18 protein-coding genes are annotated in these 23,322 nt (G+C 51.7%); 3 read left to right on the plus strand and 15 right to left on the minus strand.

The features are described from left to right. Positions 1-181 precede the first annotated feature (181 nt). Both ompF and aspC read left to right on the plus strand, forming a co-directional pair. On the plus strand, positions 182-1,270 hold the full coding sequence (gene ompF, locus BEB42_RS01145) for a porin OmpF (protein WP_000977917.1): 1,089 nt from the start codon (positions 182-184) through the stop codon (positions 1,268-1,270). A gap of 184 nt (positions 1,271-1,454) precedes the next feature. Then, positions 1,455-2,645: an aspartate transaminase gene (aspC, locus tag BEB42_RS01155; RefSeq protein WP_000462687.1), complete on the plus strand. Its 1,191-nt coding sequence runs from the start codon at positions 1,455-1,457 to the stop codon at positions 2,643-2,645. Between the two features lie 49 nt (positions 2,646-2,694). On the opposite strand, the gene gloC is transcribed toward aspC, so the two are convergent. The 7 genes from gloC to cmoM all read right to left on the minus strand — a co-directional run bounded on the left by gloC (position 2,695) and on the right by cmoM (position 13,455). Then, positions 2,695-3,342: a hydroxyacylglutathione hydrolase GloC gene (gene gloC / locus BEB42_RS01160; RefSeq protein ID WP_001109449.1), complete on the minus strand. Its 648-nt coding sequence runs from the start codon at positions 3,340-3,342 to the stop codon at positions 2,695-2,697. A 26-nt stretch (positions 3,343-3,368) separates the two neighbouring features. Next, positions 3,369-3,917, minus strand: a complete 549-nt coding sequence (locus BEB42_RS01165) for a YcbK family protein (protein WP_001295932.1) — start codon at positions 3,915-3,917, stop codon at positions 3,369-3,371. A gap of 180 nt (positions 3,918-4,097) precedes the next feature. Further along, positions 4,098-5,945, minus strand: coding sequence for a L,D-transpeptidase (gene ldtD, locus BEB42_RS01175; RefSeq protein ID WP_000926025.1), 1,848 nt, complete (start codon positions 5,943-5,945; stop codon positions 4,098-4,100). A gap of 260 nt (positions 5,946-6,205) precedes the next feature. Next, entirely contained in the window at positions 6,206-10,666 is a 4,461-nt protein-coding gene (mukB, locus tag BEB42_RS01180; protein ID WP_000572700.1) for a chromosome partition protein MukB, read from the minus strand. Next, positions 10,666-11,370 (minus strand): chromosome partition protein MukE, encoded by a 705-nt coding sequence (mukE, locus tag BEB42_RS01185; protein WP_010360875.1) that lies wholly within the window; start codon positions 11,368-11,370, stop codon positions 10,666-10,668. The genes mukB and mukE overlap by 1 nt, the downstream gene beginning before the upstream one ends. After that, a complete protein-coding gene (gene mukF / locus BEB42_RS01190; RefSeq protein ID WP_001288866.1) occupies positions 11,351-12,673 on the minus strand; it encodes a chromosome partition protein MukF in 1,323 nt (440 codons plus the stop codon). Before mukF ends, mukE begins: the two co-directional genes overlap by 20 nt. Continuing rightward, positions 12,670-13,455: a tRNA uridine 5-oxyacetic acid(34) methyltransferase CmoM gene (gene cmoM, locus BEB42_RS01195; RefSeq protein WP_010360870.1), complete on the minus strand. Its 786-nt coding sequence runs from the start codon at positions 13,453-13,455 to the stop codon at positions 12,670-12,672. The genes mukF and cmoM overlap by 4 nt, the downstream gene beginning before the upstream one ends. A 135-nt stretch (positions 13,456-13,590) precedes the next feature. Here cmoM and elyC point away from each other — a divergent pair, with 135 nt between their 5' ends. Next, entirely contained in the window at positions 13,591-14,370 is a 780-nt protein-coding gene (gene elyC / locus BEB42_RS01200) for an envelope biogenesis factor ElyC (RefSeq protein WP_000899583.1), read from the plus strand. Here the strand turns inward: elyC and BEB42_RS01205 are convergent. The 8 genes from BEB42_RS01205 to ihfB all read right to left on the minus strand — a co-directional run bounded on the left by BEB42_RS01205 (position 14,347) and on the right by ihfB (position 23,163). Further along, entirely contained in the window at positions 14,347-15,240 is an 894-nt protein-coding gene (locus BEB42_RS01205; protein ID WP_000436922.1) for a YcbJ family phosphotransferase, read from the minus strand. The genes elyC and BEB42_RS01205 overlap by 24 nt on opposite strands. Before the next feature lie 153 nt (positions 15,241-15,393). After that, a complete protein-coding gene (gene kdsB, locus BEB42_RS01210; RefSeq protein WP_000011605.1) occupies positions 15,394-16,140 on the minus strand; it encodes a 3-deoxy-manno-octulosonate cytidylyltransferase in 747 nt (248 codons plus the stop codon). Continuing rightward, entirely contained in the window at positions 16,137-16,319 is a 183-nt protein-coding gene (gene ycaR / locus BEB42_RS01215) for a protein YcaR (protein ID WP_000350058.1), read from the minus strand. The genes kdsB and ycaR overlap by 4 nt, the downstream gene beginning before the upstream one ends. A 51-nt stretch (positions 16,320-16,370) precedes the next feature. Next, positions 16,371-17,603: a crosslink repair DNA glycosylase YcaQ gene (ycaQ, locus tag BEB42_RS01220; protein ID WP_000056506.1), complete on the minus strand. Its 1,233-nt coding sequence runs from the start codon at positions 17,601-17,603 to the stop codon at positions 16,371-16,373. A 36-nt stretch (positions 17,604-17,639) separates the two neighbouring features. Continuing rightward, positions 17,640-18,626: a tetraacyldisaccharide 4'-kinase gene (gene lpxK, locus BEB42_RS01225; RefSeq protein WP_000570524.1), complete on the minus strand. Its 987-nt coding sequence runs from the start codon at positions 18,624-18,626 to the stop codon at positions 17,640-17,642. Next, a complete protein-coding gene (msbA, locus tag BEB42_RS01230) occupies positions 18,623-20,371 on the minus strand; it encodes a lipid A ABC transporter ATP-binding protein/permease MsbA (RefSeq protein ID WP_000551273.1) in 1,749 nt (582 codons plus the stop codon). The genes lpxK and msbA overlap by 4 nt, the downstream gene beginning before the upstream one ends. Before the next feature lie 36 nt (positions 20,372-20,407). After that, positions 20,408-22,672: a ComEC family protein gene (locus tag BEB42_RS01235; protein ID WP_000705747.1), complete on the minus strand. Its 2,265-nt coding sequence runs from the start codon at positions 22,670-22,672 to the stop codon at positions 20,408-20,410. A gap of 206 nt (positions 22,673-22,878) precedes the next feature. After that, on the minus strand, positions 22,879-23,163 hold the full coding sequence (gene ihfB / locus BEB42_RS01240) for an integration host factor subunit beta (RefSeq protein WP_000167336.1): 285 nt from the start codon (positions 23,161-23,163) through the stop codon (positions 22,879-22,881). Between the last annotated feature and the right edge of the window lie 159 nt (positions 23,164-23,322).

A 23,322-nucleotide genomic window follows, 5' to 3' on the forward strand; every position in this document is an offset into this window, starting at 1 on the left:
TTGAAACCAAATCTTTATCTTTGTAGCACTTTCACGGTAGCGAAACGTTAGTTTGAATGGAAAGATGCCTGCAGACACATAAAGACACCAAACTCTCATCAATAGTTCCGTAAATTTTTATTGACAGAACTTATTGACGGCAGTGGCAGGTGTCATAAAAAAACCATGAGGGTAATAAATAATGATGAAGCGCAATATTCTGGCAGTGATCGTCCCTGCTCTGTTAGTAGCAGGTACTGCAAACGCTGCAGAAATTTATAACAAAGATGGCAACAAAGTAGATCTGTACGGTAAAGCTGTCGGTCTGCATTATTTCTCCAAGGGTAACGGTGAAAACAGTTACGGTGGCAATGGCGACATGACCTATGCCCGTCTTGGTTTTAAAGGGGAAACTCAAATCAATTCCGATCTGACCGGTTATGGTCAGTGGGAATATAACTTCCAGGGTAACAACTCTGAAGGCGCTGACGCTCAAACTGGTAACAAAACCCGTCTGGCATTCGCGGGGCTTAAATACGCTGACGTTGGTTCTTTCGATTACGGCCGTAACTACGGTGTGGTTTATGATGCACTGGGTTACACCGATATGCTGCCAGAATTTGGTGGTGATACTGCATACAGCGATGACTTCTTCGTTGGTCGTGTTGGCGGCGTTGCTACCTATCGTAACTCCAACTTCTTTGGTCTGGTTGATGGCCTGAACTTCGCTGTTCAGTACCTGGGTAAAAACGAGCGTGACACTGCACGCCGCTCTAACGGCGACGGTGTTGGCGGTTCTATCAGCTACGAATACGAAGGCTTTGGTATCGTTGGTGCTTATGGCGCCGCTGACCGTACCAACCTGCAAGAAGCTCAACCTCTTGGCAACGGTAAAAAAGCTGAACAGTGGGCTACTGGTCTGAAGTATGACGCGAACAACATCTACCTGGCAGCGAACTACGGTGAAACCCGTAACGCTACGCCGATCACTAATAAATTTACAAACATCAGCGGCTTCGCCAACAAAACGCAAGATGTTCTGTTAGTTGCGCAATACCAGTTCGATTTCGGTCTGCGTCCGTCCATCGCTTACACCAAATCTAAAGCGAAAGACGTAGAAGGTATCGGTGATGTTGATCTGGTGAACTACTTTGAAGTGGGCGCAACCTACTACTTCAACAAAAACATGTCTACCTATGTTGACTACATCATCAACCAGATCGATTCTGACAACAAACTGGGCGTAGGTTCAGACGACACCGTTGCTGTGGGTATCGTTTACCAGTTCTAATAGCACACCTCTTTGTTAAATGCCGAAAAAACAGGACTTTGGTCCTGTTTTTTTTATGCCTTTCAGAGCAATCTCACGTCTTGCAAAAACAGCCTGCGTTTTCATCAGTAATAGTTGGAATTTTGTAAATCTCCCGTTACCCTGATAGCGGACTTCCCTTCTGTAACCATAATGGAACCTCGTCATGTTTGAGAACATTACCGCCGCTCCTGCCGACCCGATTCTGGGCCTGGCCGATCTGTTTCGTGCCGATGAACGTCCCGGCAAAATTAACCTCGGGATTGGTGTCTATAAAGATGAGACGGGCAAAACCCCGGTACTGACCAGCGTGAAAAAGGCTGAACAGTATCTGCTCGAAAATGAAACCACCAAAAATTACCTCGGCATTGACGGCATCCCTGAATTTGGTCGCTGCACTCAGGAACTGCTGTTTGGTAAAGGTAGCGCCCTGATCAATGACAAACGTGCTCGCACGGCACAGACTCCGGGTGGCACTGGCGCACTACGCGTGGCTGCCGATTTCCTGGCAAAAAATACCAGCGTTAAGCGTGTGTGGGTGAGCAACCCAAGCTGGCCGAACCATAAGAGCGTCTTTAACTCTGCAGGTCTGGAAGTTCGTGAATACGCTTATTATGATGCGGAAAATCACACCCTTGACTTCGATGCACTGATTAACAGCCTGAACGAAGCTCAGGCTGGCGACGTAGTGCTGTTCCATGGCTGCTGCCATAACCCAACCGGTATCGACCCTACGCTGGAACAATGGCAGACACTGGCACAACTTTCCGTTGAGAAAGGCTGGTTACCGCTGTTTGACTTCGCTTACCAAGGGTTTGCCCGTGGTCTGGAAGAAGATGCTGAAGGACTGCGCGCTTTCGCGGCTATGCATAAAGAGCTGATTGTTGCCAGTTCCTACTCTAAAAACTTTGGCCTGTACAACGAGCGTGTTGGCGCTTGTACTCTGGTTGCTGCTGACAGTGAAACCGTTGATCGCGCATTCAGCCAAATGAAAGCGGCGATTCGCGCTAACTACTCTAACCCACCAGCACACGGCGCTTCTGTTGTTGCCACCATCCTGAGCAACGATGCGTTACGTGCGATTTGGGAACAAGAGCTGACTGATATGCGCCAGCGTATTCAGCGTATGCGTCAGTTGTTCGTCAATACGCTGCAGGAAAAAGGCGCAAACCGCGACTTCAGCTTTATCATCAAACAGAACGGCATGTTCTCCTTCAGTGGCCTGACAAAAGAACAAGTGCTGCGTCTGCGCGAAGAGTTTGGCGTGTATGCTGTTGCTTCTGGTCGCGTAAACGTGGCCGGGATGACACCAGATAATATGGCTCCGCTGTGCGAAGCGATTGTGGCAGTGCTGTAAGCGTTAAAAACAATGAAGCCCGCTGAAAAGCGGGCTTTTTTATGCGCCTTTACCAGACGGGCATTTCGTCTTGCAGGAAGGGATTATGCAGGCGCTCATAACCAAGTGTGGATAATGGTCCGTGACCCGGAATAAATGTCACGTCATCCCCCAGTGGCAGCAACTTATCTTTGATTGAAGAAATCAGTTGATTATGATCGCCACGCGGGAAGTCACTGCGCCCTACTCCGCCTTTGAAAATAACGTCGCCAGAAATCAGCAGCTTTGCCCGATCATCAAAAAACACGACATGACCCGGCGTATGCCCAGGGCAATGTAACACCTGTAAAGCCACATTCCCTATGCTGATGGTATCGCCTTCGTTCAGCCAACGATCTGGCGTAAGTGGCTGGCACTCTTCCAGACCAAACATACGACTTTGCGCAGGCAAGCCTTGTAGCCAGAACTCATCTTCTTTTTCCGGGCCAAAAACCGGCACGCCGTAATGTTGCGCCAGTTCCGCCGCTGCGCCAACGTGGTCCAGATGACCATGAGTCAGCAGGATCTGCATCAGTGTCAGGCCGCTGGCATCAACTTCCTGTTTGATTTTTTCCGCATCGCCGCCAGGATCGACCAGTGCGGCCAGACGGGTTTGTTCACACCAGATCAATGAACAGTTCTGGGAGAATGCGGTGACCGGAATAATACGATAGTTCATACTGCCCCTGTTTCGTTAAGCGATTACTACCAGTGCCGTGCTGGCCCGGTATCAATATGCACAAAGTTACTACGTGGGTAATATCCTACACCACCTGCGCGCATAGATAACGCGGCTTTGCGAATATTGCTTAACGCGATACCTTCAATGTGGAAATCCATCGCCTGGCCTTTAGTGTGATAGCTTTTCTTCGCTACTCCACGGCTGCGGGCGCGTAGTTCATTGTTGGTATCAATGGAACGATAACCGGAAATGAGTTGCACCGGTTTGCGGGTGCCTAACAACCCTTGCAGGCGATACAACTGGTCGAATAATCCTGGGTCGATGGACTTTATTTTGTTCGCGCGGTAATCGCGGAAAAAATGGTTAAGTTTTGCCAATTCTTCCTGAATATAGCCTCTGCCATCGAAAAACTCCGCTTTGATTGACTCTCCGGTATGAAGATTATTGAGTGTCAAAATGCGCGGGCGTGGGGTCGAGAGTGTTGCAAACGCCGGGGTCGGCAGGATGGCGGCACCGAGTGCAACGCCACCAAGCGCCAGCAGTTTGCGGCGATTAGCGTCGAATTTGTCCATGATAATCAAGTCTACAGGTCAATGTTATCGTTTATATGCACTTCTGGCGCACAAGAGGCACCTTAACCGCCCGTAAAGCAGACGTCAAGATGACTCAACCCCAGCAGTGACGGGGGCTGCAGAGAAGCGCCCCCGATCATGCTAATTATTACGACAACTGATTTCCCCGAACTGCTTCATTTACCTGATTAATTGTTCCGCTTTCGATACGATTTGCGAGCTGGATCGCGCAGGCAGATCATAATTGTAAATATCTGTACGATACTGGGTACGACCATCTGCACCAACAAAGGCCGTCAGATAGTAGAGATTCACCGGAATCGACTGCCGAATATTGACGTAACGCGTATCGCCCTGCTTCAGCGCATCAGAAATACGTTTGTCATTCCATCCTGCATCCTGCAACAGCATATTCGCCAGATCGGAAGCTTTATTCACTCGTACACAGCCTGAGCTCAATGCGCGTGTATCACGCTTGAACAGATTGTGGTTCGGCGTGTCATGCAAATAAATGGCCTCTGAACTCGGCATATTGAATTTATAGCGCCCCAGCGAGTTCCGTGGGCCTGGAGCCTGCTGGAAGCGAAACGGTAAATTCGAGGCCGTGATTGTAGACCAGTCAACCTGCCATGGGTCAATCGCTTCTCTGCTGTTCCAGCCGCGCATCACCGTATAGCCATGGCTTTCGAGATATCCCGGATCGTTGCGCACTTTCGGCAGAATATCTTTGCGTGCCAGAGTTGGTGGTACATTCCACGGCGGGTTTACCACCACGTTGTTAAGGGCACTGCTCATCATCGGCGTTTTGCGATCGGGGCGACCGACAATGACTCTCGAATCCAGCACCTGATTGCCGTTCTGATAATAGACCAGCGAATAGGCCGGAATATTAACCATGATCCCGGTTGAAAGCTCAGTTGGCAGCAAGCGTAATCGCTGGATATTGAGTGCCAACACACCAGCTCGCTGGGCGGGCGTTACGTTTAACCAGTCCCGTGTTGCCGGGCCAATAGCGCCATCTGCTCCTAATCCTTGCCATGCCTGAAAACGTTTAACGGCTTCTACCAATTCATTATTGTAGGCGGCACGAACGGCAGGCGCAGGTTTACTACGAGACGTCGTTTGCTGGTCCATCGCCTTAGTTTCTGCTGTTTCAGCAGTAACAGCGGATGGGCTGACCACCGCGTCAGTTGGCGTGTCATCGCCAGGCAGAGTTATTTTCGGCCCCCCGTCCAGCATGCCTGTACGTTGCAATATTTCGCGCAATGCCGGTATGTCGTTACTCCACTGCCCTGGACGCAATGTTGCTTTGCCAGTCAGTTGGGGCCACGGTTTGGTGTCACTGAGTAAGGCCAGTAACGATTCATGCATCGCCGCATATTGCGGATGCTGCGGTGCCAGTCCTGCAACAAACGTCGGCAATTGACCTTTATCCAGCGCCAGCTGCCATTGGTTAATCACCGAAAGCGGCGGCGTTGCAAGCGCATAAGGTTTACTGCTATATAGCCAGCGAGTGCCTTTGACCGGAATATTTGCAATGAAATGGAGATAGCCCATCATCGCATCAGAGAGCACGACGTCGCGTGCCATCCCGTTAACACCAGGATCGGTCAGTAACTCTACCCATTTATTAAACTGCGGCTGGAAACCGGCAATCGCCACCTCTGCCAGCTGTTGCTGGAAGGCTTTAACAGCATCACGGTTTTCCCACATGGGTTGCATATCGCGTGCGGCATACAACAATTGAAGCTGGTTAAGATAAACCGGCTTATAACCTGCGGGTAATTGAGATTCGATTTGCGTGCGGGCTCTTTCAGCCGCACCTTCAGGCAATGGCTGGATCCCCGCCATTATTGCCGTGGCTTGCGCCTGCGGCAGTGCCTCGCCCTGTTCACTGACAGCCACCGGGCTGTCGCCAGGGATTACTTCAGGCTCATCGGCCTGCGCATTGAACAGTGGAGCGAATGTTACGGCCAGGCACAAACTGATTGCCGACAGCCGACGACCACACATCATATTAAGCAACATCCCTTGCCCCCTGTTTTTATCATACTCTGAATAGCCAGGCTGTTATTTTACGACTTGCCTGTACAACGCCAATACTCACGAAAGTATGACGAGCAAGCCTGTTACTCATCAGGCTTATCTTCAGTATATAAACGCCGATACGTTTTTACATAACCTAATGTAAAGAAGTTTAAAGAAAAGCGCGCCAGAATGTGGCACTTTTTTAGTGCAGAAACGGAGTTTTCAGAAACAGGAAAGGCGGCATCGCTGCCGCCTCAATCTTAACTCGCCTGGGAAGGCGCTTCGTCAGTTCCTGGAAGCGTTTCAGGGAGTTGCGGTGCAAAACCACGCAGACCGACTACGTGAACGTGTTCGGTATTCTGGAAGACTTTACGCACCAGTTTATAGGTGGTGCCTTTTTCCGGGCTGATATTTTCCGGCGCTGCGATGATGAGCTGCATTTGCAAACGCTCACACAATTCAAACAGCGTGGCGATGGAACGGGCGTCCAGTCGCGCTGCTTCATCGAGGAACAGCAGGCGGCAAGGAGAGATATCTTTACCGCGCAGGCGGCGAGATTCATCTTCCCAGCTTTGTACCACCATCACCAGAATCGACATACCGGTACCAATCGCCTCACCGGTCGACAGTGCGCCAGACTCCGCGCGCAACCAACCATCGGAACCACGGTTAACCTCAACTTCCATTTCCAGATAGTTGCGGTAATCCAGCAGTTCTTCACCGATAGTCTGCGGCGTGCGCTGCCCCATATCAATCTGCGGGTTAAGACGTTGATACAGTTTCGCCAGCGCTTCCGAGAAGGTCAGACGGTTGCTGTTAAACAGATCCTGATGCTGCTCGTGCTGTTCAGAGAGCACATCCAGCAGCATGGCGTGCGTTTCACGTACGTTCACGTTCAGACGTACGCTGTTCACCTGACCGAACGATACGTTCTGCAAGCCCTGGTTGAGCATACGGATACGATTCTGTTCGCGCTGAATGGTTTTGCGAATGATGTTCGCCACGCTGCGGGAACTGATCGCCAGTTTCTGTTCGCGGGACGTTAACTCTTCAGTCAGACGGCTAAGTTCGATCTCCATCTGCTCGATAGCTTCAACCGGATCATCAGTACGAATAATATCCTGACGAATACGTTCACGCAGATGCTGATAAACCGCCACGAAGAACTGAATTTTACGCTCCGGACGTTTTGGATCTTCTGACAAACGCAGCACGTCGCGCAGATGTTCATTATCCGCCACCGCCAGACGCAGCGCGCCTAACGCCTTATCCGACATGGAACGCAAATCATCAGCGGAGAGATAAGCCAGCTCACGACGGTGTAAGCGGCGCTCAACGCCGTTATCTTTCACCATGCGCATGACTGCACACCAGCCCGCTTTCGCGGTCACTACCTGCTCGCGCATCTCAAAGTAATCACGCTCCAGCTTGCGCAGTTTGCGGGTCAGGTTGTCCATCTCCGCTTCGCAGAAGGTAAGCGCTTTTTCCAGTTGGTTGCGACGTGAACGGTTATTGTTCAGCTGCGCATGTAACTCATCACGGCGAATACGCGCCCGCTCTTCTGCCCCGCTATCAGCACGCACGCCGATATCCTGCAATTCACGTTGCAGATCGTTGAGTAGCTCTTTTTTGGTGTCATACGAACTTTTCAGCGAAGCCAGTACCTGATTGTACTGACTTAACTGCGCGGCGTGTCCGCGCAACGCTTCACGAGCGCGGGTACGCTCCGCTTCCGCCTGTTCCAGACGTTCACGCAGTTTTTCGTTGAGATCGCTGTTACCGCTAAGCATTTCTGCCGAGTCAGAGTAGCTAAAGTGCGCACGACGCTGCACCACTTCCGTCAGGGCAAACGCCTGCTGACGGGCATCGCGCTGCATCTGCTGAGAGTACGCGTAATCTTCTTTTAGCTGTTCGAACTGTTCCGGGTCACTCTGCAATACCGAAACGATCGGTTCCAGTTTCGCCAGTTGATTACCGAACTGCTGAACAAAACGCGCGGCTTCCTGGGCTTCATCCAGACGTTCGCGGATTTCATCGACGCGATCCGCCAGGCTGTCATCAGCCAACAAGTTGAGACGCGGCAGAATGCGGTTCAGCGCCGTAACACCCTCTTTCGCCTGCTCAAACTGAATACGCTGCTGCTGGTTATCATTTTCATGATTACTCAACGCCCGCTCCAGTTCGACGCGACGGCTGTTCAGTTGACGGATTTCGGCTTCCGGATCAGACTCAAACGCCACCGCCAGATGGCTGCCGATAAAGCGGCTGAACGCCTGATGCAGACGCTGGGTTTTCTGTACATCAAAGGAGAGCGTGGCGAAGCGTTCGGAAAGCACTTCACGCTCGGCATGGAGGCTTTCGATACGGCTTTCGCGCGCCGCGCGTCCAAACAGCGGCACTTCCGGGAAACGTGAATAACGCCACTGACGATCGGCGATTTTCACCACTACCGCTTTTTCCAGCTCATCAACGCTGAACACGCTGTCATCGAATGACTGCGGATCCCCTTCGATCAAATAGAGATCTTCCGGGCAATCGGTCAAGCCTTCCAGGTGTTCGGTTACCTGTGACAGATCTGGCACCACGATGGCGTGGCGTGACGGGCCATACAGCGCTGAGAAGTACGGCGCATCTTCCAGGCTAACGTCGTCATAAATTTCTGACAGCAGCACGCCGCCAAAACGCTCCGCCAGCGCATTCAAACGCTGGTCTTCAGAACCACCTGGCTGGCTTAAACGTTCGATCTCTTCATCGACGGCGTTTTTGCGCGCGCCTACTTCATCGCGTTCAACAATGGCTTCGCGCTCACGCTCCAGCAACTGTTGCAGATATTCGGTGACATCCTGGCTGGAAGAGAACTCTTCGCCGCACTGTTCGCTCAACTGGTTGAGGCTGTTTTGCGCTGCCAGCCAAACCGGCGCACGCTGCATCAAACTCTGAATGCGAGACTGCAGCTGTTCCTGCTCCTGACGCAGTGCCATGCGCTCTTCACGGGCGTTAGAAACACTGTCGGAAAGAGAGGCAATGCGCGCTTCCAGCTCCTGATGCAGGGCTTCCAGCTCGTCGATATCAAAATTCTTGCCCTGACGTTTGCAGAAATCTGCCAACAGACGCTCAGCTTCTTGCTGCTCGCGCAGACGCTGTTCCAGTTCGCTTAAGCGCATCCGCAACGGCTGAACCTGCTCTGCCAGGTGACGCTGATCGACCCCTTCGCGCAATAGTTCGCGAGCGACATCCCACGCCTCGTTACGCGCCAGCGGGCCGTTGATTGCCACCACCAGCTGATAAGCCTGCTCAAACTGGCTGTGCGCGGTTTGCGCCATGCTCATTTTCTGCTCAAGAGAGAGCATTTTTTCGGTCGCTTCCAGCTCTTTCGCCTGGAAGGTTTCCAGCCATTCGGCAGCGCTGTCGGCGGTTAAGTCCGGCAGATGGCACAGTTCTTTGGCACGATTAAGCGCAGCAATCGCCTGGTTATACTGGATCGCGCGCGTTTGCTGGACGTCCAGCGCCTGCTGGTAGTCAGCAAGCTGGCTTTTCAGCTCGTCCACTTCCAGCTCGGCAGCTTCCGCACGAGCCTCGTTCTCTTCCTGGCGCTCGATGGCTTCTGCCACCACTTCGTTTTGCTCTTCCAGGCGGACCTGCAACTCATCGAGATCCGCTTCGTAGCGTTCAATCTTTTCCTGCTGACGCAGTGCGGTTTGCACCAGGTTCAGATGATCGCTGGCCGCCTGATAATCCGCCTCCAGATCGCCTTCGGCACCGTTGTGCTCAGCCAGCTCTCGCGCCATGTCGACGTGTTTGTACTGCTCAGCCGCCAGTTGCTGACGCGAAGTATGTAGCTCGCGACGAAACTCCAGGGCCTTATCGAGATGAACACGGCGCTCGTTGGCGTGACGCATGTAGTCCGCCGCCACGTAGTTAGTCGCTTCGCTGATCAGATGCTTGAACAAGTCACGGTCAGACTGGGTAACACGAATCGCTTCCAGCGTCATACGGTTTTCACGCAGCGCCGCTTCCATGTCCTGAAACGCTTTACGCACGCCGCTATTTTCTGGCAACAGGTAGTCGCGCAGAGAACGGGTGATGGCGCTGGAAATCCCGCCGTACAGCGAAGCTTCAATCAGACGATAGAATTTACTACGATCAGACGCTGAGCGCAGACGACGTGCGATGATGCCCAGATCGAACATCAGCGAGTGGTAATCGGTAATAGAGTTGAACTGCTTAAACTGCACGCCTTCCATCGCTTCGAGCTTGTCTTTCAGCTCGTTAAGCGGCAGTACACGCGCCTGACGTTCATTCAGAGTTTCGGTCACCAGTTGTGTCGGCTGCACCGACATCGGCAAGCCCTGAATGGCAAATGGTTTAATATCCACTTTACGATCGCGCCCGGCAACCTGTTGCAGACGCACGCCGACCACCACGCGCTGATGGCGCGAGTTAATGGTGTCGAGCATCGAATAGCAGACACCCGCTTTCAGCTTACCGTGCAGACCTTTATCGCGCGAACCGCTGGTGGCCCCGGCTTCCGTAGTGTTACGGAAATGCAGCAGGGTCAGGTCGGGGATCAGCGCCGTAACGAACGCCGCCATGGTGGTGGATTTACCCGCCCCGTTACCGCCAGAAAGCGTCGTGACCAGCTCGTCAAGGTCAAAAGTTCGGGCAAAAAAGCCGTTCCAGTTAATCAGCGTCAGTGAGCGAAATTTACCGCGTTCAATCATTATTCTTCCTCTCCGCTATCTGGCTGATTCTCTTCGGTTTCATCGTTGAGTTGCAGATGATTTTCAATCGGCATTGCTTCGCCATCACGAATCAGGCGACGCTGTGCTTCACGGGGATCGTCGCCAGCACGCACATCGGCTCCGAAGCGGAACACCGATTCGGTAATGCGGAACTTGCTGCTGTCGTGGCCCATAAACCACACCATGCCTAAACGACGCAGACGGTTGAGCGAAGAACGTACTTTCTCCTGCAACTTCTGCCGGTCAACGTCTGAACCGGTTGAACGGTTGTTCACCAGTTTCAGCAGTTTCGCTTCATCGGCCAGGGTGAGCAGTTCATCGTACAGTTCCTGCTGGGTGAAAATCCCCTCATTCGCCAGCCGTTCCGGGCTGAGATAAAGATAACAGAGGATTTTCCCGACCATCATATCCAGTTCCGACAAGACGGAACGAGGGATAATAGTGGTGGAACGTGGGCGTAAATAGAAGAACCCCTCCGGTGCGCGAATAAGCTCAACGTTATAACGCGCGTAAAATTCTTCCAGATATTCCTGAAAATCCATCAGGAATGCATGATTATCCAGTTCGTCAAGGCCAATATGGCGGCCTGAACGTAAGGCGCTATCCAGCGCCGGAAATAACGGATTCGCCAGCGCCTGCGCCAGCTTAACCGGCATCACTTGTTCAATATTTGTCGATGACATGCGCCTGTACCTTGGCTCCGTAATCATTAATCGGCTGCCATTTCGCTGGCAGTCCGGTGAAATCTGCTTGCGCTACGCCAAGACGTACCGCCTGATCAATAACAATGCGCGCAACGTCAAAGTGACGTGCACGCGGATACTGTGACAGATATTCGCGTACCACCAGACCAAGATCCAACGGCACTTGTCTGGTTTTGTACACGGCAAGTTGTTCTTCGATGATCGCCGCCAGCTGTTCGCGGATCTCGTTAAACTCTTCGTACTCCAGATCCTCAGGAAGTTCCCCAGTCACTTCTTCATCGCGCAGTGCCATCTCTTCGTCACGCATATCCAGCAGACGATCGGCATTGGCATAAGTTAGCGCCCACGGTTCATCAAAATAGGTTTGTACCGACTGACGTAACCGCTGAGCAAAGACGCGGTTTTTATCCATATCGATAGCGGTACGAATAAATTTGTGTACGTGGCGGTCGTAGCCAATCCATAAGTCGATGGATTGCTGGCCCCAGCTGATAATACGGTCAAGTTTGCTTTGCAGATCGAACACCAGACGATCGACGAAATGCAGATCATCATGAGTCATCGTCGCATCCTGAATGCGTAACAGATTAGCCTGCAATTTATCACCTGCCGCTTCCAGCGTATCCTGCAATTCACGCAGCGTTCCGGAAGTTTCTGAAAGCAACAATTCGCAGCTGGAAATCGCCGCCCGCCAGTCTTTGTTCAGCAACTGGGCGATATCATCTTTCACCTGCTGCTGCTGTTCGTCCATCAGACGTTGCGTCAGGTCGATGCTGTCGAAAATTTCTGCTACCGAATATTTCAGTGGCGCATAGACATTACGGTGCCAGTGAAATTCATCACCGCCCTCTTCGGCGGCATCTGCCGCGCGTTTCAGTTCGCCCGCCACAATCGACAACTGCATAGAAAGGCGCAGCGTCGAAAACTCGCGCTGACGGATGTAGTAATCGGTAATACCGATGCCAAGCGGCGTCAGACGGTAAATTGCGTTCCCTTCAGCCTGCTCGCTGGTAAAGCGGTTCAGCAGACGTTGACGAACCATGTCGTTGATCGCGTTGTTGGCGCGCACGCCGATGGTTTCGCTGGTTTGCTCAAACGCATCACTCACATGGCGGAATGCATCCACCAGCTCGCCTTCGCTCATCTCACCATCCAGACGCTCGCCGTTCAGCGTGGCAACCGCCAGCAGAAAAGAGAGTCGTTCTACCGGCAGCGAGATGGAGAAGTCATTTTTTCTGGCCCAGGCAACCAGTTCGGGGACTGTCTGGGAAAATTCACTCATACTTTATCCTTGCTCTGCGGTTTGCGCGCGGTGACATGAATATAACGCCCCAGGGTAATATACGGTTCCTGACGGCAATAACGCGTTTCTAATTCAAGTAATGCTTCATAGCAGTCGCACTGCTGGTGCTTCTCGCGCAGATAATCATGAAACACGCGAACGCCGGTCTTACCCATAATTTGCCAACCAGCTTCTTCCAGCCACAGATAAACCTGCGCCGGGTCGCGTGGATAATCTGGCGAAAGCGTCCGTTTTTTCTTTTTCGGCATTCCCGCCTGCACGTAATCAAAATTCCCTGCAACCATGTTATGCATCAGCAAGCCGTGCGCATTGTAGAACATTAACGACAACACACCGCCTGGACGTAACACTGACCACAGGGTCTGCAATACGCTGCGGGGATCGGCCACCCACTCGAGCACCGCATGGAACAATATCAGATCAACGGGCGTTTCCAAATGCGAAGCAACATCCTGAGCGGCGCAATGTATAAATTGCATGTTGTCGCTCACACCTTTTGCTTCTGCCGCCTGTTTTGCGCGGTCGATCATCTGCGCTGAAAGATCGCATAAAATGACCTGATGCCCACGCTCGGCCATTTTGATTGCGGTCTGCCCTTCTCCACCGCCAGCATCCAGCACACGCAGTTTTTGCGAGCCCATTTCCGCCAGCACGCGATCGAGATCCTGCCACAGAATAGCCTGTCGAAGCTGCCCTTTGGTGGTGCCGTAAATGTTACGGGAAAACTTTTCCGCAATATCATCAAAATTGCGATCCTGCATTGCTTTCTCCACCGGTTGGCTAAGACGTTTTCTGATAAAGACGCTATTTTGTCACAGCCACGGCGAGAATGAACCCGTCTGGTGTAATATCGCTGGCGATCCCTTGCTATATGGTCAAAAAAGGAACCAGAAAGGATGCTTTTTACACTGAAAAAAGTGATTGGCAATATGTTGCTGCCACTTCCGCTGATGTTGCTTATTATTGGCGCTGGCCTGGCGCTGCTGTGGTTTAGCCGTTTTCAAAAAACTGGGAAGATTTTTATTAGCATTGGGTGGCTGGCGCTCTTGTTATTGAGTTTGCAACCGATAGCCGACCGCCTGCTGCGTCCCATCGAAAGCACCTATCCGACATGGAATAATTCGCAAAAAGTGGACTATATCGTGGTGCTCGGAGGTGGTTATACCTGGAACCCGCAGTGGGCACCGAGCTCTAATTTAATCAATAACAGTCTGCCACGCCTGAATGAAGGTATCCGCTTATGGCGCGAAAATCCGGGATCAAAACTGATCTTCACGGGAGGCGTAGCAAAAACCAATACGGTGAGTACAGCCGAAGTAGGTGCCCGAGTTGCGCAATCGCTGGGTGTCCCTCGCGAGCAAATTATCACCCTGGATTTGCCAAAAGATACCGAAGAAGAAGCTGCGGCAGTGAAACAGGCGATTGGTGACGCCCCTTTCCTGCTGGTAACCTCCGCATCACATCTGCCGCGCGCGATGATCTTTTTTCAGCAGGAAGGGTTAAATCCGCTGCCAGCCCCGGCGAACCAGTTGGCCATCGACTCGCCGCTTAATCCGTGGGAACGAGCAATCCCTTCTCCAGTCTGGTTAATGCATAGCGACCGCGTTGGCTATGAAACGCTTGGCCGGATCTGGCAGTGGCTGAAAGGTTCGTCAGGCGAGCCACGGCAAGAGTGATTTTGATGCCAGATCGAAGTTACGCCGACTAAATCGTCCGGTGTTGACCAGTTGCGCAACTTCATCCCATAACACATATAACCAACGCCGCCAGATGAACGACTCCGCCACTGGCGCGCGTTGCAGATAACTCCAGAGCAAATCTTCCGCCAGAGAATTATCCATTAGTCGGAACAGTTCGTATTCTCGCGGTGCCCAAAGCATTAGTCCCGGTCCGACCATCGCCAGTAACTGATCGCTGCGCGAATCTTTCAGCATGCTGCGTAAACAGAAGTTACCGTGAATCAGCACACAATTGTCGTTAAAGCCTTCGAATAATGCCGGGAGACATTCGCGAGTGCGAAACAGGATCCGCTTATCCTGCATCGTTAGACCGGTGTTATTGAACTGATTGAGCGTAGTCCATAGCACTTCAACATGTTGCCGGTACCATGAGGGCCAGAAATTTTCCTGAGTATTGTCGACCGCGCCGACGCAACCACGACTGTCCTGACGGTGCCAGGCCAGTAAGGCTTCAACGATTTGGTCTTTGAGTTGTTCCCAGCGTTCTGGTGTTCGGGCTGGAGCCTCCACCGAAACACCACGCATCCGCTCCAGTAGCAGGACATCGGGGCCGGGGTGTTCTTCATGCGTCATCACACCATAAATAGTCGGCATACGGACAGTCCCACTTCTTGCCAGCATGGTGGTTTTCCATGCCAGCTGTCGGGCTTTTCCGGGCGTACTAAAGCTTCTTGCCATTAACGGCATTGGGTTTCCCTGGCTGTCATACAAAGCCCACAACGCCGTATCCGCTTTTTCATTGACGCACTCAATACGACTGAGTTTTTCGCCCAGTAAATGGCTTAATTCGGCACGCAGCTGTTCCATTCAGATTACCCTCATAAAAGCTACTGCTTTCATAATGAGCGCCAATATAAAAGATGTCACCTGAATGAGATCAATTGTTGAAAAGAAAAATTGAGGAAAATCGTAACGGTACGACACTCCTCCCAAAATTGGCTGGAGTGTCGTGAAGTGAAATTAGCGCATTTCAGCGCGAACGCGCTCGAGATCTTCAGGGGTATCCACTCCTGTACCAGGAACCTCCTGAGCAACAGCAACGTGGATTTTTTCGCCATACCACAAAACACGAAGCTGCTCTAACATTTCGATGTGTTCTAACGGACTTGGCTGCCAGTTGACGTAACGACGAATAAAGCCTGCACGGTAGCCATAAATACCAAGATGACGCAGGAAGTTATCGCCTACGGTTTCAAGGTCTTTTGCAAAACGATCACGATCCCACGGAATGGTGGCGCGAGAGAAGTACAGTGCGTACCCTTCGGCGTCGAGAACCACTTTCACCGCATTCGGGTTAAACGCTTCTTCCGCATTGTGGATTGGCACCGCCAGAGTCGCCATACCCACCTGACGCTGAGCGAGGTTATCAGCAACCTGACGAATGATTGTCGCAGGGATCATCGGTTCATCACCCTGCACATTAACGATCACCGTGTCGTCGCTGAATGCGCATTTTTCGACAACTTCCGCCAAACGTTCTGTACCTGACTGATGATCGGCGCGCGTCATACATACTTCGCCGCCAGCGGCTTCAACAGCGCGGGCAACATCCTCATGATCGGTTGCCACGATGATGCGCTCGGCACCTGATTCGCGCGCGCGTTCAAGAACATGAACAATCATGGGTTTGCCGTTAATATCAACCAATGGTTTACCGGGCAGACGCGTGGACGCGTAGCGCGCGGGAATAATGACCACAAAACTCATGATTTACTCTCATCAGCAGTCAGCACGCGGGCTTCCGTTTCCAGCAACACTGGAATGCCATCGCGCAGCGGGAAAGCCAGGTTGTCCAGTTTGCAAATAAGCTCTTGTTTTTCCTGGTTATACCAAAGTTTTCCGTTGCAAACCGGGCAGGCAATGATTTCAAGCAGACGATGATCCATAGTTCCTCCAGATGGATCGGGTTATGAATGCATAAATCTTATCATAATCATTTATGCGACGGGGTCTATTTCCCAGCCGGCGCGGCAATCAGTAAAGAGGCCTTGCGGGCAGCGTCCTAATGTCACCCGCGTTGCCTGCTGCCAGTTAGCGAAATCAGTAATCGCCTGACGTAACCCTTTTTGCAGCGTTGTCGTTGGTTTAATGCCTTCCTGTAACCACAGAGAGATAACTTCAAGGATGCCTGTCTGGCGATGCATTTTGGCATCCATTCGCCCAACTAATTGCCCACGATGTAATAACGGCAGAACAAAATAGCCATACTGGCGTTTCGGCGCTGGGGTATAGCACTCCAGCCGGTAGCTAAAATCAAAAAGCTGCTCCGCGCGTTTGCGATCCCAGACAACAGGATCAAAAGGCGAAAGTACCGCGCTGTGCGTTGCAGTGAGCTTTCCGGCGAGCGCGCGTTCGAGTAGCGGCAGCAAATCAGCATGCAGCCAAAGATTGCCCAATTTTTCAACATGCACAGCAATGATTTGCTGCTGTTCAGCCCTCGCTTCGCGCCAAGCCGCCAGTGCCGGACGTTTCAGCCGATAGTAATCTGCCAGCCACTGTTCGCGGAATATGCCCAGGCTACGCGCACTGTTATCCAGCATGATGATTTCTGCTTCTGTTTGCGAAACGAGATCGCGCTCATCATCCCAGTCAGGCATGACACGGTGGGTTAAATCATAAACGCGCTGGAAGTTGCGCCGTTCAATCACCATCACCTTTCCGGCAGTAAATAAACCTTCCAGATGCCGTTTATGCGGCTTCCATTCCCACCAGCCGCTTGCACCTTTACGAGAATGCTCGAAATCGGCTGAACGTACCGGCCCCTTATCATGAATATGTTGAATTAACTGTGCAATTTCTGCCGCATGTTCCTGCATCCAGGCGTCTTTGTATTTCCAGCCCATTTTTTCAGGTGCCAGCATGCGGTGGCGAATAAGACGAAAATCGCTACGTGGCATAAAGCAGGCTTCATGCGCCCAGTATTCCATTAATTCGCCACGCGCCAGAGACTCATCCAACCACTGCGCAGGATAATTTCCCAGACGACTGAAAAGCACCAGATATGGGCTACGGGCAACAATATTGATGGTATCAATTTGCAGCAAGGACATGCGGGAAATCGTTGCCAGAATATCTTCCAACGACGCTCGACGGCGGGGTTTGTTTAACAGGCCTTGCGCAGCAAGGTGAAGATTACGCGCATCAGCAAGGGAGAGGTGCGGCAGCGACATTCATGACTCCATCAATCGAACGCTGCCGCGGCGTAACTAGTTGCCAGAAGCCAGCGAGGTTAGTTGCGCAAGCAGTTTCGCTGGTTCATCGCCTGAAAGCTGTGCGTCAACAGGCAAATACCACCAATTTTCATCTGCAAAGGCCCGGCATTTCACCGCATCTTTTTCAGTCATTACTAGCGTTTGCCCGTCGCTTACCAACGCGCTGACATCCTTATAATTCAAAGACTGATGATCGGCCAGTGGTACACATTTTTCCGGTTGTACGCCGCACATCTTCAGCGTGGCAAAAAAGCGAGGCGGATGCCCAATCCCCGCCATCGCCACCACATGTTCAAGTTGAGCAACGTCACAACGCGTACCGGTACGTAAATTCACCGCCTGCCCCGGCAGCAGATGCATGGGGATTTCACCGCTGCGGGGGACACCGCCGTTGACGATTACCGCATCAACCGACTTTAAGCGCCCCGCTCGCTCACGCATTGGCCCCGCCGGCAACCACCAGCCATTGCCAAAGCGACGCACGCCATCAATAACGACGATTTCCACATCACGCGCCAGACGATAATGCTGTAAACCGTCGTCGGTTACGATGATCTGCACATCAGGGTGTTGCGCCAGAATGGCTTTTACCGCATCAGAACGCACGGGAGAAACCGCAACAGGCGCACCAGTGCGTTGATAAATCAACACAGGTTCATCACCCGCCTGTGCTGTGGTGGTATCTGCCGACAATAACAGCGGATAAGATTCAGCCTTACCACCATATCCCCGCGATACGACCCCCACGTGAATACCGCGCTGTTGCAGCTGTTCCACCAGCCAGACAACGACCGGGGTTTTTCCATTGCCGCCAGCGGTGAGATTACCAACCACGACAACCGGTACGGGGGCACGCCAGGCGCGCTTCAGTTTTAGTTTATAGCAAAGACGGATCGCGCCACTCACCAGACCATACAACCAGGAGAGTGGCAGCAATAGCCGCCACAAAGGGGATTCACCAGACCAGATTTTTTCGATCATTGGCCAAACTGCATTTTGTGAAGTTGCGCGTAAACGCCACGGTGCTCAAGCAAATCGTTATGCGTACCGCGTTCCACAATGACACCATCCTCGACGACCACGATTTCGTCTGCCTTTTCAATAGTAGACAAACGGTGGGCAATCACCAGAGAGGTACGGTTTTTCTGCAACTCATCCAGTGCCGCCTGAATCGCACGTTCAGATTCGGTATCCAGCGCCGAGGTAGCTTCGTCCAGAATCAGAATCGGGCTATCACGCAACAAGGCTCGAGCGATGGCAATACGCTGACGCTGACCGCCAGAGAGCAGCACGCCGTTTTCACCAATCACTGTATCGAGACCGTTATCCATCTTATTGATGAAGTCCATGGCGTAGGCCATACGCGCCGCTTCTTCAATTTGCTCACGGCTGTACTGTTCTGTCCGTGCGTAAGCAATGTTGTTGGCAACCGTATCGTTAAACAGATGGACATTCTGCGACACCAGAGCAACCTGGTTACGTAAAGACGCCAGGGTATACTCGCGCAGATCGTGACCATCCATCAGGATTTCGCCTTCATCAATATCGTAAAAACGTGTGATTAGGCTGGCGATGGTTGATTTACCTGAACCAGAGCGTCCAACCAGAGCGACCGTTTTTCCTGCCGGAATTTTCAGGTTGATGTTACGCAATGCGGGTACATCACGTCCCGGATAAGTAAAGGTGACATTGCGGAATTCTACGTCACCAGTCGCACGTTCGAGCACACGCTTACCTTCGTCTTTCTCCTGCTCACTGTCCAGAATGGTAAACAGCGTCTGACAAGCCGCCATACCGCGCTGGAATTGGGCGTTAACGTTGGTCAGCGACTTCAGCGGACGCATCAGCGCAATCATTGAAGAGAAAACAACGGTAATCGTACCGGCAGTCAGGCTATCCATGACGCTAGGGAAGCTCGCCGCATACAGAACAAACGCCAGCGCTAAAGAGGCGATCAACTGAATGATCGGATCAGAGATAGAAGAGGCTGAAACCATTTTCATCCCCTGAAGACGCATTCGGTTACTGACTTTGTCGAAGCGTTTGGTCTCCACCTCCTGACCACCAAAAATCAATACTTCTTTGTGGCCCTTCAGCATCTGTTCTGCGCTGGTGGTCACCTGACCCATGGTGTTCTGCATGTTTTTACTGATGTTGCGAAAACGCTTCGATACGACACGAATCGCAATCGAAACAATCGGTGCCAGCACAATTAAAATGATCGACAGTTGCCAGCTGTAATAGAACATCATGATGAACAGGCCGATGATCGACGCACCTTCACGCACAACAGTAATCAATGCGCCAGAAGAAGAAGAAGCAACCTGTTCGGAATCGTAGGTGATACGTGACAACAGCGTACCCGTTGACTGTTTGTCAAAGAATGAAACTGGCATTCCCATCATGTGACCAAACAGGCGGCGACGCATGGTCATTACCACCTTTCCTGATACCCAGGAGATACAGTAGCTGGAGACATAGCTGGTGATACCACGTAAAATCATCAGCCCGATCACCACCAGCGGCATCCACACCAGCACGGAGCGATCTGTTTTACCAAAGCCATCATCAAGAAGTGGCTTAAGGAGCGATAACATGAAGGTATCGCTGGCTGCGTTGAGGATTAACGCTACGCCCGCCACGATCAGACCCGCTTTAAAAGGCGCAATGGTTGGCCACAGTCGGCGGAACGTCTGCCACGTAGAGAGATCTTTGTCGTTATGCATTCAAAAAACCAGCATTTGTTGAAATAGCCGCATATTCTACCCGTTATCCACTGGCACGCCAAACCACTGATGATACCAACGAGGTAAAATTTGCTCTCTGAGGCTGCTAATCCGCCAGCCTTGCGCTGAAAAATTGACCGTTATTTGACCCTGATGTGGAGTATCAAGCCACTTATAACCCTGTTGTTGATAGCGATGTTTAACTTTGCTTGAGGGCAGTCGCCATGCGTTATAGCGCGATGCCGATGCGAGTGCCACTTTTCCATTCACTCGCTGAATTAATGGCAACGATGATGAGGTATTACTGCCATGGTGAGGTACCTGAAGTAATATTGCTTGTACTTGCTGCCAGTAACGGCTTAGCATCTTTTGTTCAGCGGGGGCTTCAATATCACCGGTTAGAAGAATGCTATTCGTCCCGTCATCAATCTTAACCACACAGGAATGGTTATTTCCTTTATCGTTGCTACCTTGTAAAGGCCAGTGCGCGCTGAAACGCAATCCTTGCCATTGCCACGCTTCGCCACGCACACAGGGCTGATGATGTTCCCAGTTTAACGGACTTCGGATCCATAACATCGGCCATGTGTGCAATATTGAGTCCAGCCCTCCCCGGTGATCCAGATGTTCATGACTCAAAATAACGCCTTCCGGTTCAAGATTATGCCAGTGGAGCCAGGGGATAATCAGTTGTTGCCCACTATCCCCATCGGGCCAGGCCAGTCCCGTGTCATAGAGAATCGCTTTGCCGTTTCGCGCAATGACCATTGCCAGCCCTTGCCCGACATCAAGCATGTACACTTGCCACTCGTCAGGTCGAGGTTTTTGCCACAGCGGCAAGCACATCAGCAAGCCTACAGCCACACACATTGCTGGCAACGTTCGCCAGGCGTTTAATCGCCATACCACCAGTAAGAACCATGGGGAAAATGTTAGCCATTGCCAACGTTCAGCAATGTTGATCCACCCTTCCGGCAAACTCTTTAACCCCCAGAAAAGTAAAGCCAAAGACCGGTCGGCAAGAAACCATACTCCTTGTTCCACGATTAACGGCCCGCTTAAATGCACAACCATCGCGGCGAGAATCAACGGAACCGTGATAAATGTCACCAGGGGAATTGCAAATAGGTTTGCAATAAACGAGGTCAGACTAATGCCATGAAATATGACGATTTGCACAGGCATTAGCAGGAGCGTGATTCCAAGTTGTAGATGGATGAGGGAAACAACCGCGCGCAATACCGGCGGCAGCTGCCACTCCGGACAGGGAAACCACTGATACCAAAAAATCAGTGCCGCGACCGCAGCGGCAGAGAGCCATAAACTTTGCGAGAGAATGGCAACAGGATCCATCAGCAAAATTGCCGCCAGACAACATATCCATACATCCCAGCCACTCCATTGTCGTCCACTTAACTTAAGCATTCCCCAAATGGCAAGCGCCACCACGGTACGCAATGCAGGAGGTTGCATTCCCGTTAGCCAGGCATAAAAAGCAGCACAGCAGATTCCACCAATTAATGGCATTTGCCAGTGGATCCAGCACCCAGGCAGAAAAACTTGCCCACCGCGAATGAGTCCTGCAGCCAGCAACGCCGCAAAAGCGATGTGCAATCCTGATATCGCCATTAAATGCGCCGTTCCAGTATCACGCATGATATTTTTGATTTCTTTGGGGACGGATAACCGTTCCCCCATACCTAATCCAAGAATAACCGCGTTCCACATATAGGGTTGCAGCGTTGTTTGTAGTGACGCCAGATACTGTGCACGCAGGCTACAATTCGGTTCAATGACACTTGCCTGCAGAAAACGGCCGGTGAGCGGTTGATGCTGGGCAATGGCATAACGCTGGCTATCAAAGCCGCCATCATTAAGTTGGCCATGAACTGCACGAACTTTGAGTTTCATTGACCATACTTGTCCGGCACAAACCGCTTGCGGAAGATATTCGCCATACAGTACGAGGCCTGGCGCAGGGAATATACGTCGACCTTGTAGATGAGTAATTTGACCGTAATGAGTGGTCATGCCGTCAGTAGCAATGATCTCAACAATTGCATCCTGCGTCGAGCCAGTTAAGGTTTCTCCTGCCCACAAAATTTGCTTTGCTGCTAATATGCCCCAAACGAAAAACAGCAACGTCAGCGCGATATAACGGACGGCTTTAACACGAATAAATGCCAGTACGCAGGCGAAGACAGTCAGAAACGCAAGGGTTAATGTCCCAGGCAATTGGGGCAAAACCAGCAACGGAAAAATTCCGCAAATTATGCATACGCCGACTGTCGTTATTTTCATGCACCCCTCCCTGTTTATGGAAAGTGTGCAACTTTGTTGAGCGGTTGTCTGGTGGGAGTTTTGCGTTCCCCGAGGCACGTTCAGAAGAATTTAACGAGAGGGTGAAAACTGTTCAAAACTCTGCGAGGCAGCTTCCAGTTCCAGATTAGAGAAATGAAAAAAGCACCCGACAGGTGCTTTTCTCGCGTTCAAGTTTGAGTAAAAACTTAACCGTAAATATTGGCGCGATCGCGCAGTTCTTTACCTGGTTTAAAGTGAGGAACGTATTTTCCTTCCAGTTCTACTTTATCGCCAGTCTTCGGATTACGTCCGGTACGTGGTGCGCGGTAGTGCAAAGAGAAACTGCCGAAACCGCGGATTTCAATACGCTCGCCCTGCGCAAGAGTCGAGGCCATATGCTCCAGCATCTCTTTTACTGCATCTTCAACCGTCTTGGCGGGAATGTGCGATTGCTGGGTGGCAAGTCTTTCTATCAATTCTGACTTGGTCATGATTCCTCCGGTTCCTTAAAGGCAAATTTAGCGGCTGCTGTTGCTGCATTGATTAAGGGCGGCCGTAGCCGCCCTTAGTGCTTGATTACAGGACGAAACCTGCAATCTGTCAAGTAAACTCAACAAACTTCGGAATAAAAATCCCGAAGAGTCAGAGAA

It is taken from the genome of Escherichia sp. MOD1-EC5990 (genome assembly GCF_002965285.1).
In the GTDB taxonomy this organism is placed as follows: Bacteria; Pseudomonadota; Gammaproteobacteria; order Enterobacterales; family Enterobacteriaceae; genus Escherichia; species Escherichia coli_F.

Bases quoted from the DNA above. Each gene is read 5' to 3' on its own strand.
- ihfB (WP_000167336.1), bottom strand. From the start codon at position 23,163: ATGACCAAGTCAGAATTGATAGAAAGACTTGCCACCCAGCAATCGCAC.
- cmoM (WP_010360870.1), bottom strand. From the start codon at position 13,455: ATGCAGGATCGCAATTTTGATGATATTGCGGAAAAGTTTTCCCGTAAC.
- ycaR (WP_000350058.1), bottom strand. From the start codon at position 16,319: ATGGATCATCGTCTGCTTGAAATCATTGCCTGCCCGGTTTGCAACGGA.
- BEB42_RS01165 (WP_001295932.1), bottom strand. From the start codon at position 3,917: ATGGACAAATTCGACGCTAATCGCCGCAAACTGCTGGCGCTTGGTGGC.
- BEB42_RS01205 (WP_000436922.1), bottom strand. From the start codon at position 15,240: ATGGAACAGCTGCGTGCCGAATTAAGCCATTTACTGGGCGAAAAACTC.
- ldtD (WP_000926025.1), bottom strand. From the start codon at position 5,945: ATGTTGCTTAATATGATGTGTGGTCGTCGGCTGTCGGCAATCAGTTTG.
- gloC (WP_001109449.1), bottom strand. From the start codon at position 3,342: ATGAACTATCGTATTATTCCGGTCACCGCATTCTCCCAGAACTGTTCA.
- mukF (WP_001288866.1), bottom strand. From the start codon at position 12,673: ATGAGTGAATTTTCCCAGACAGTCCCCGAACTGGTTGCCTGGGCCAGA.
- msbA (WP_000551273.1), bottom strand. From the start codon at position 20,371: ATGCATAACGACAAAGATCTCTCTACGTGGCAGACGTTCCGCCGACTG.
- ycaQ (WP_000056506.1), bottom strand. From the start codon at position 17,603: ATGTCGCTGCCGCACCTCTCCCTTGCTGATGCGCGTAATCTTCACCTT.
- BEB42_RS01235 (WP_000705747.1), bottom strand. From the start codon at position 22,672: ATGAAAATAACGACAGTCGGCGTATGCATAATTTGCGGAATTTTTCCG.
- aspC (WP_000462687.1), top strand. From the start codon at position 1,455: ATGTTTGAGAACATTACCGCCGCTCCTGCCGACCCGATTCTGGGCCTG.
- kdsB (WP_000011605.1), bottom strand. From the start codon at position 16,140: ATGAGTTTTGTGGTCATTATTCCCGCGCGCTACGCGTCCACGCGTCTG.
- mukB (WP_000572700.1), bottom strand. From the start codon at position 10,666: ATGATTGAACGCGGTAAATTTCGCTCACTGACGCTGATTAACTGGAAC.
- ompF (WP_000977917.1), top strand. From the start codon at position 182: ATGATGAAGCGCAATATTCTGGCAGTGATCGTCCCTGCTCTGTTAGTA.
- elyC (WP_000899583.1), top strand. From the start codon at position 13,591: ATGCTTTTTACACTGAAAAAAGTGATTGGCAATATGTTGCTGCCACTT.
- mukE (WP_010360875.1), bottom strand. From the start codon at position 11,370: ATGTCATCGACAAATATTGAACAAGTGATGCCGGTTAAGCTGGCGCAG.
- lpxK (WP_000570524.1), bottom strand. From the start codon at position 18,626: ATGATCGAAAAAATCTGGTCTGGTGAATCCCCTTTGTGGCGGCTATTG.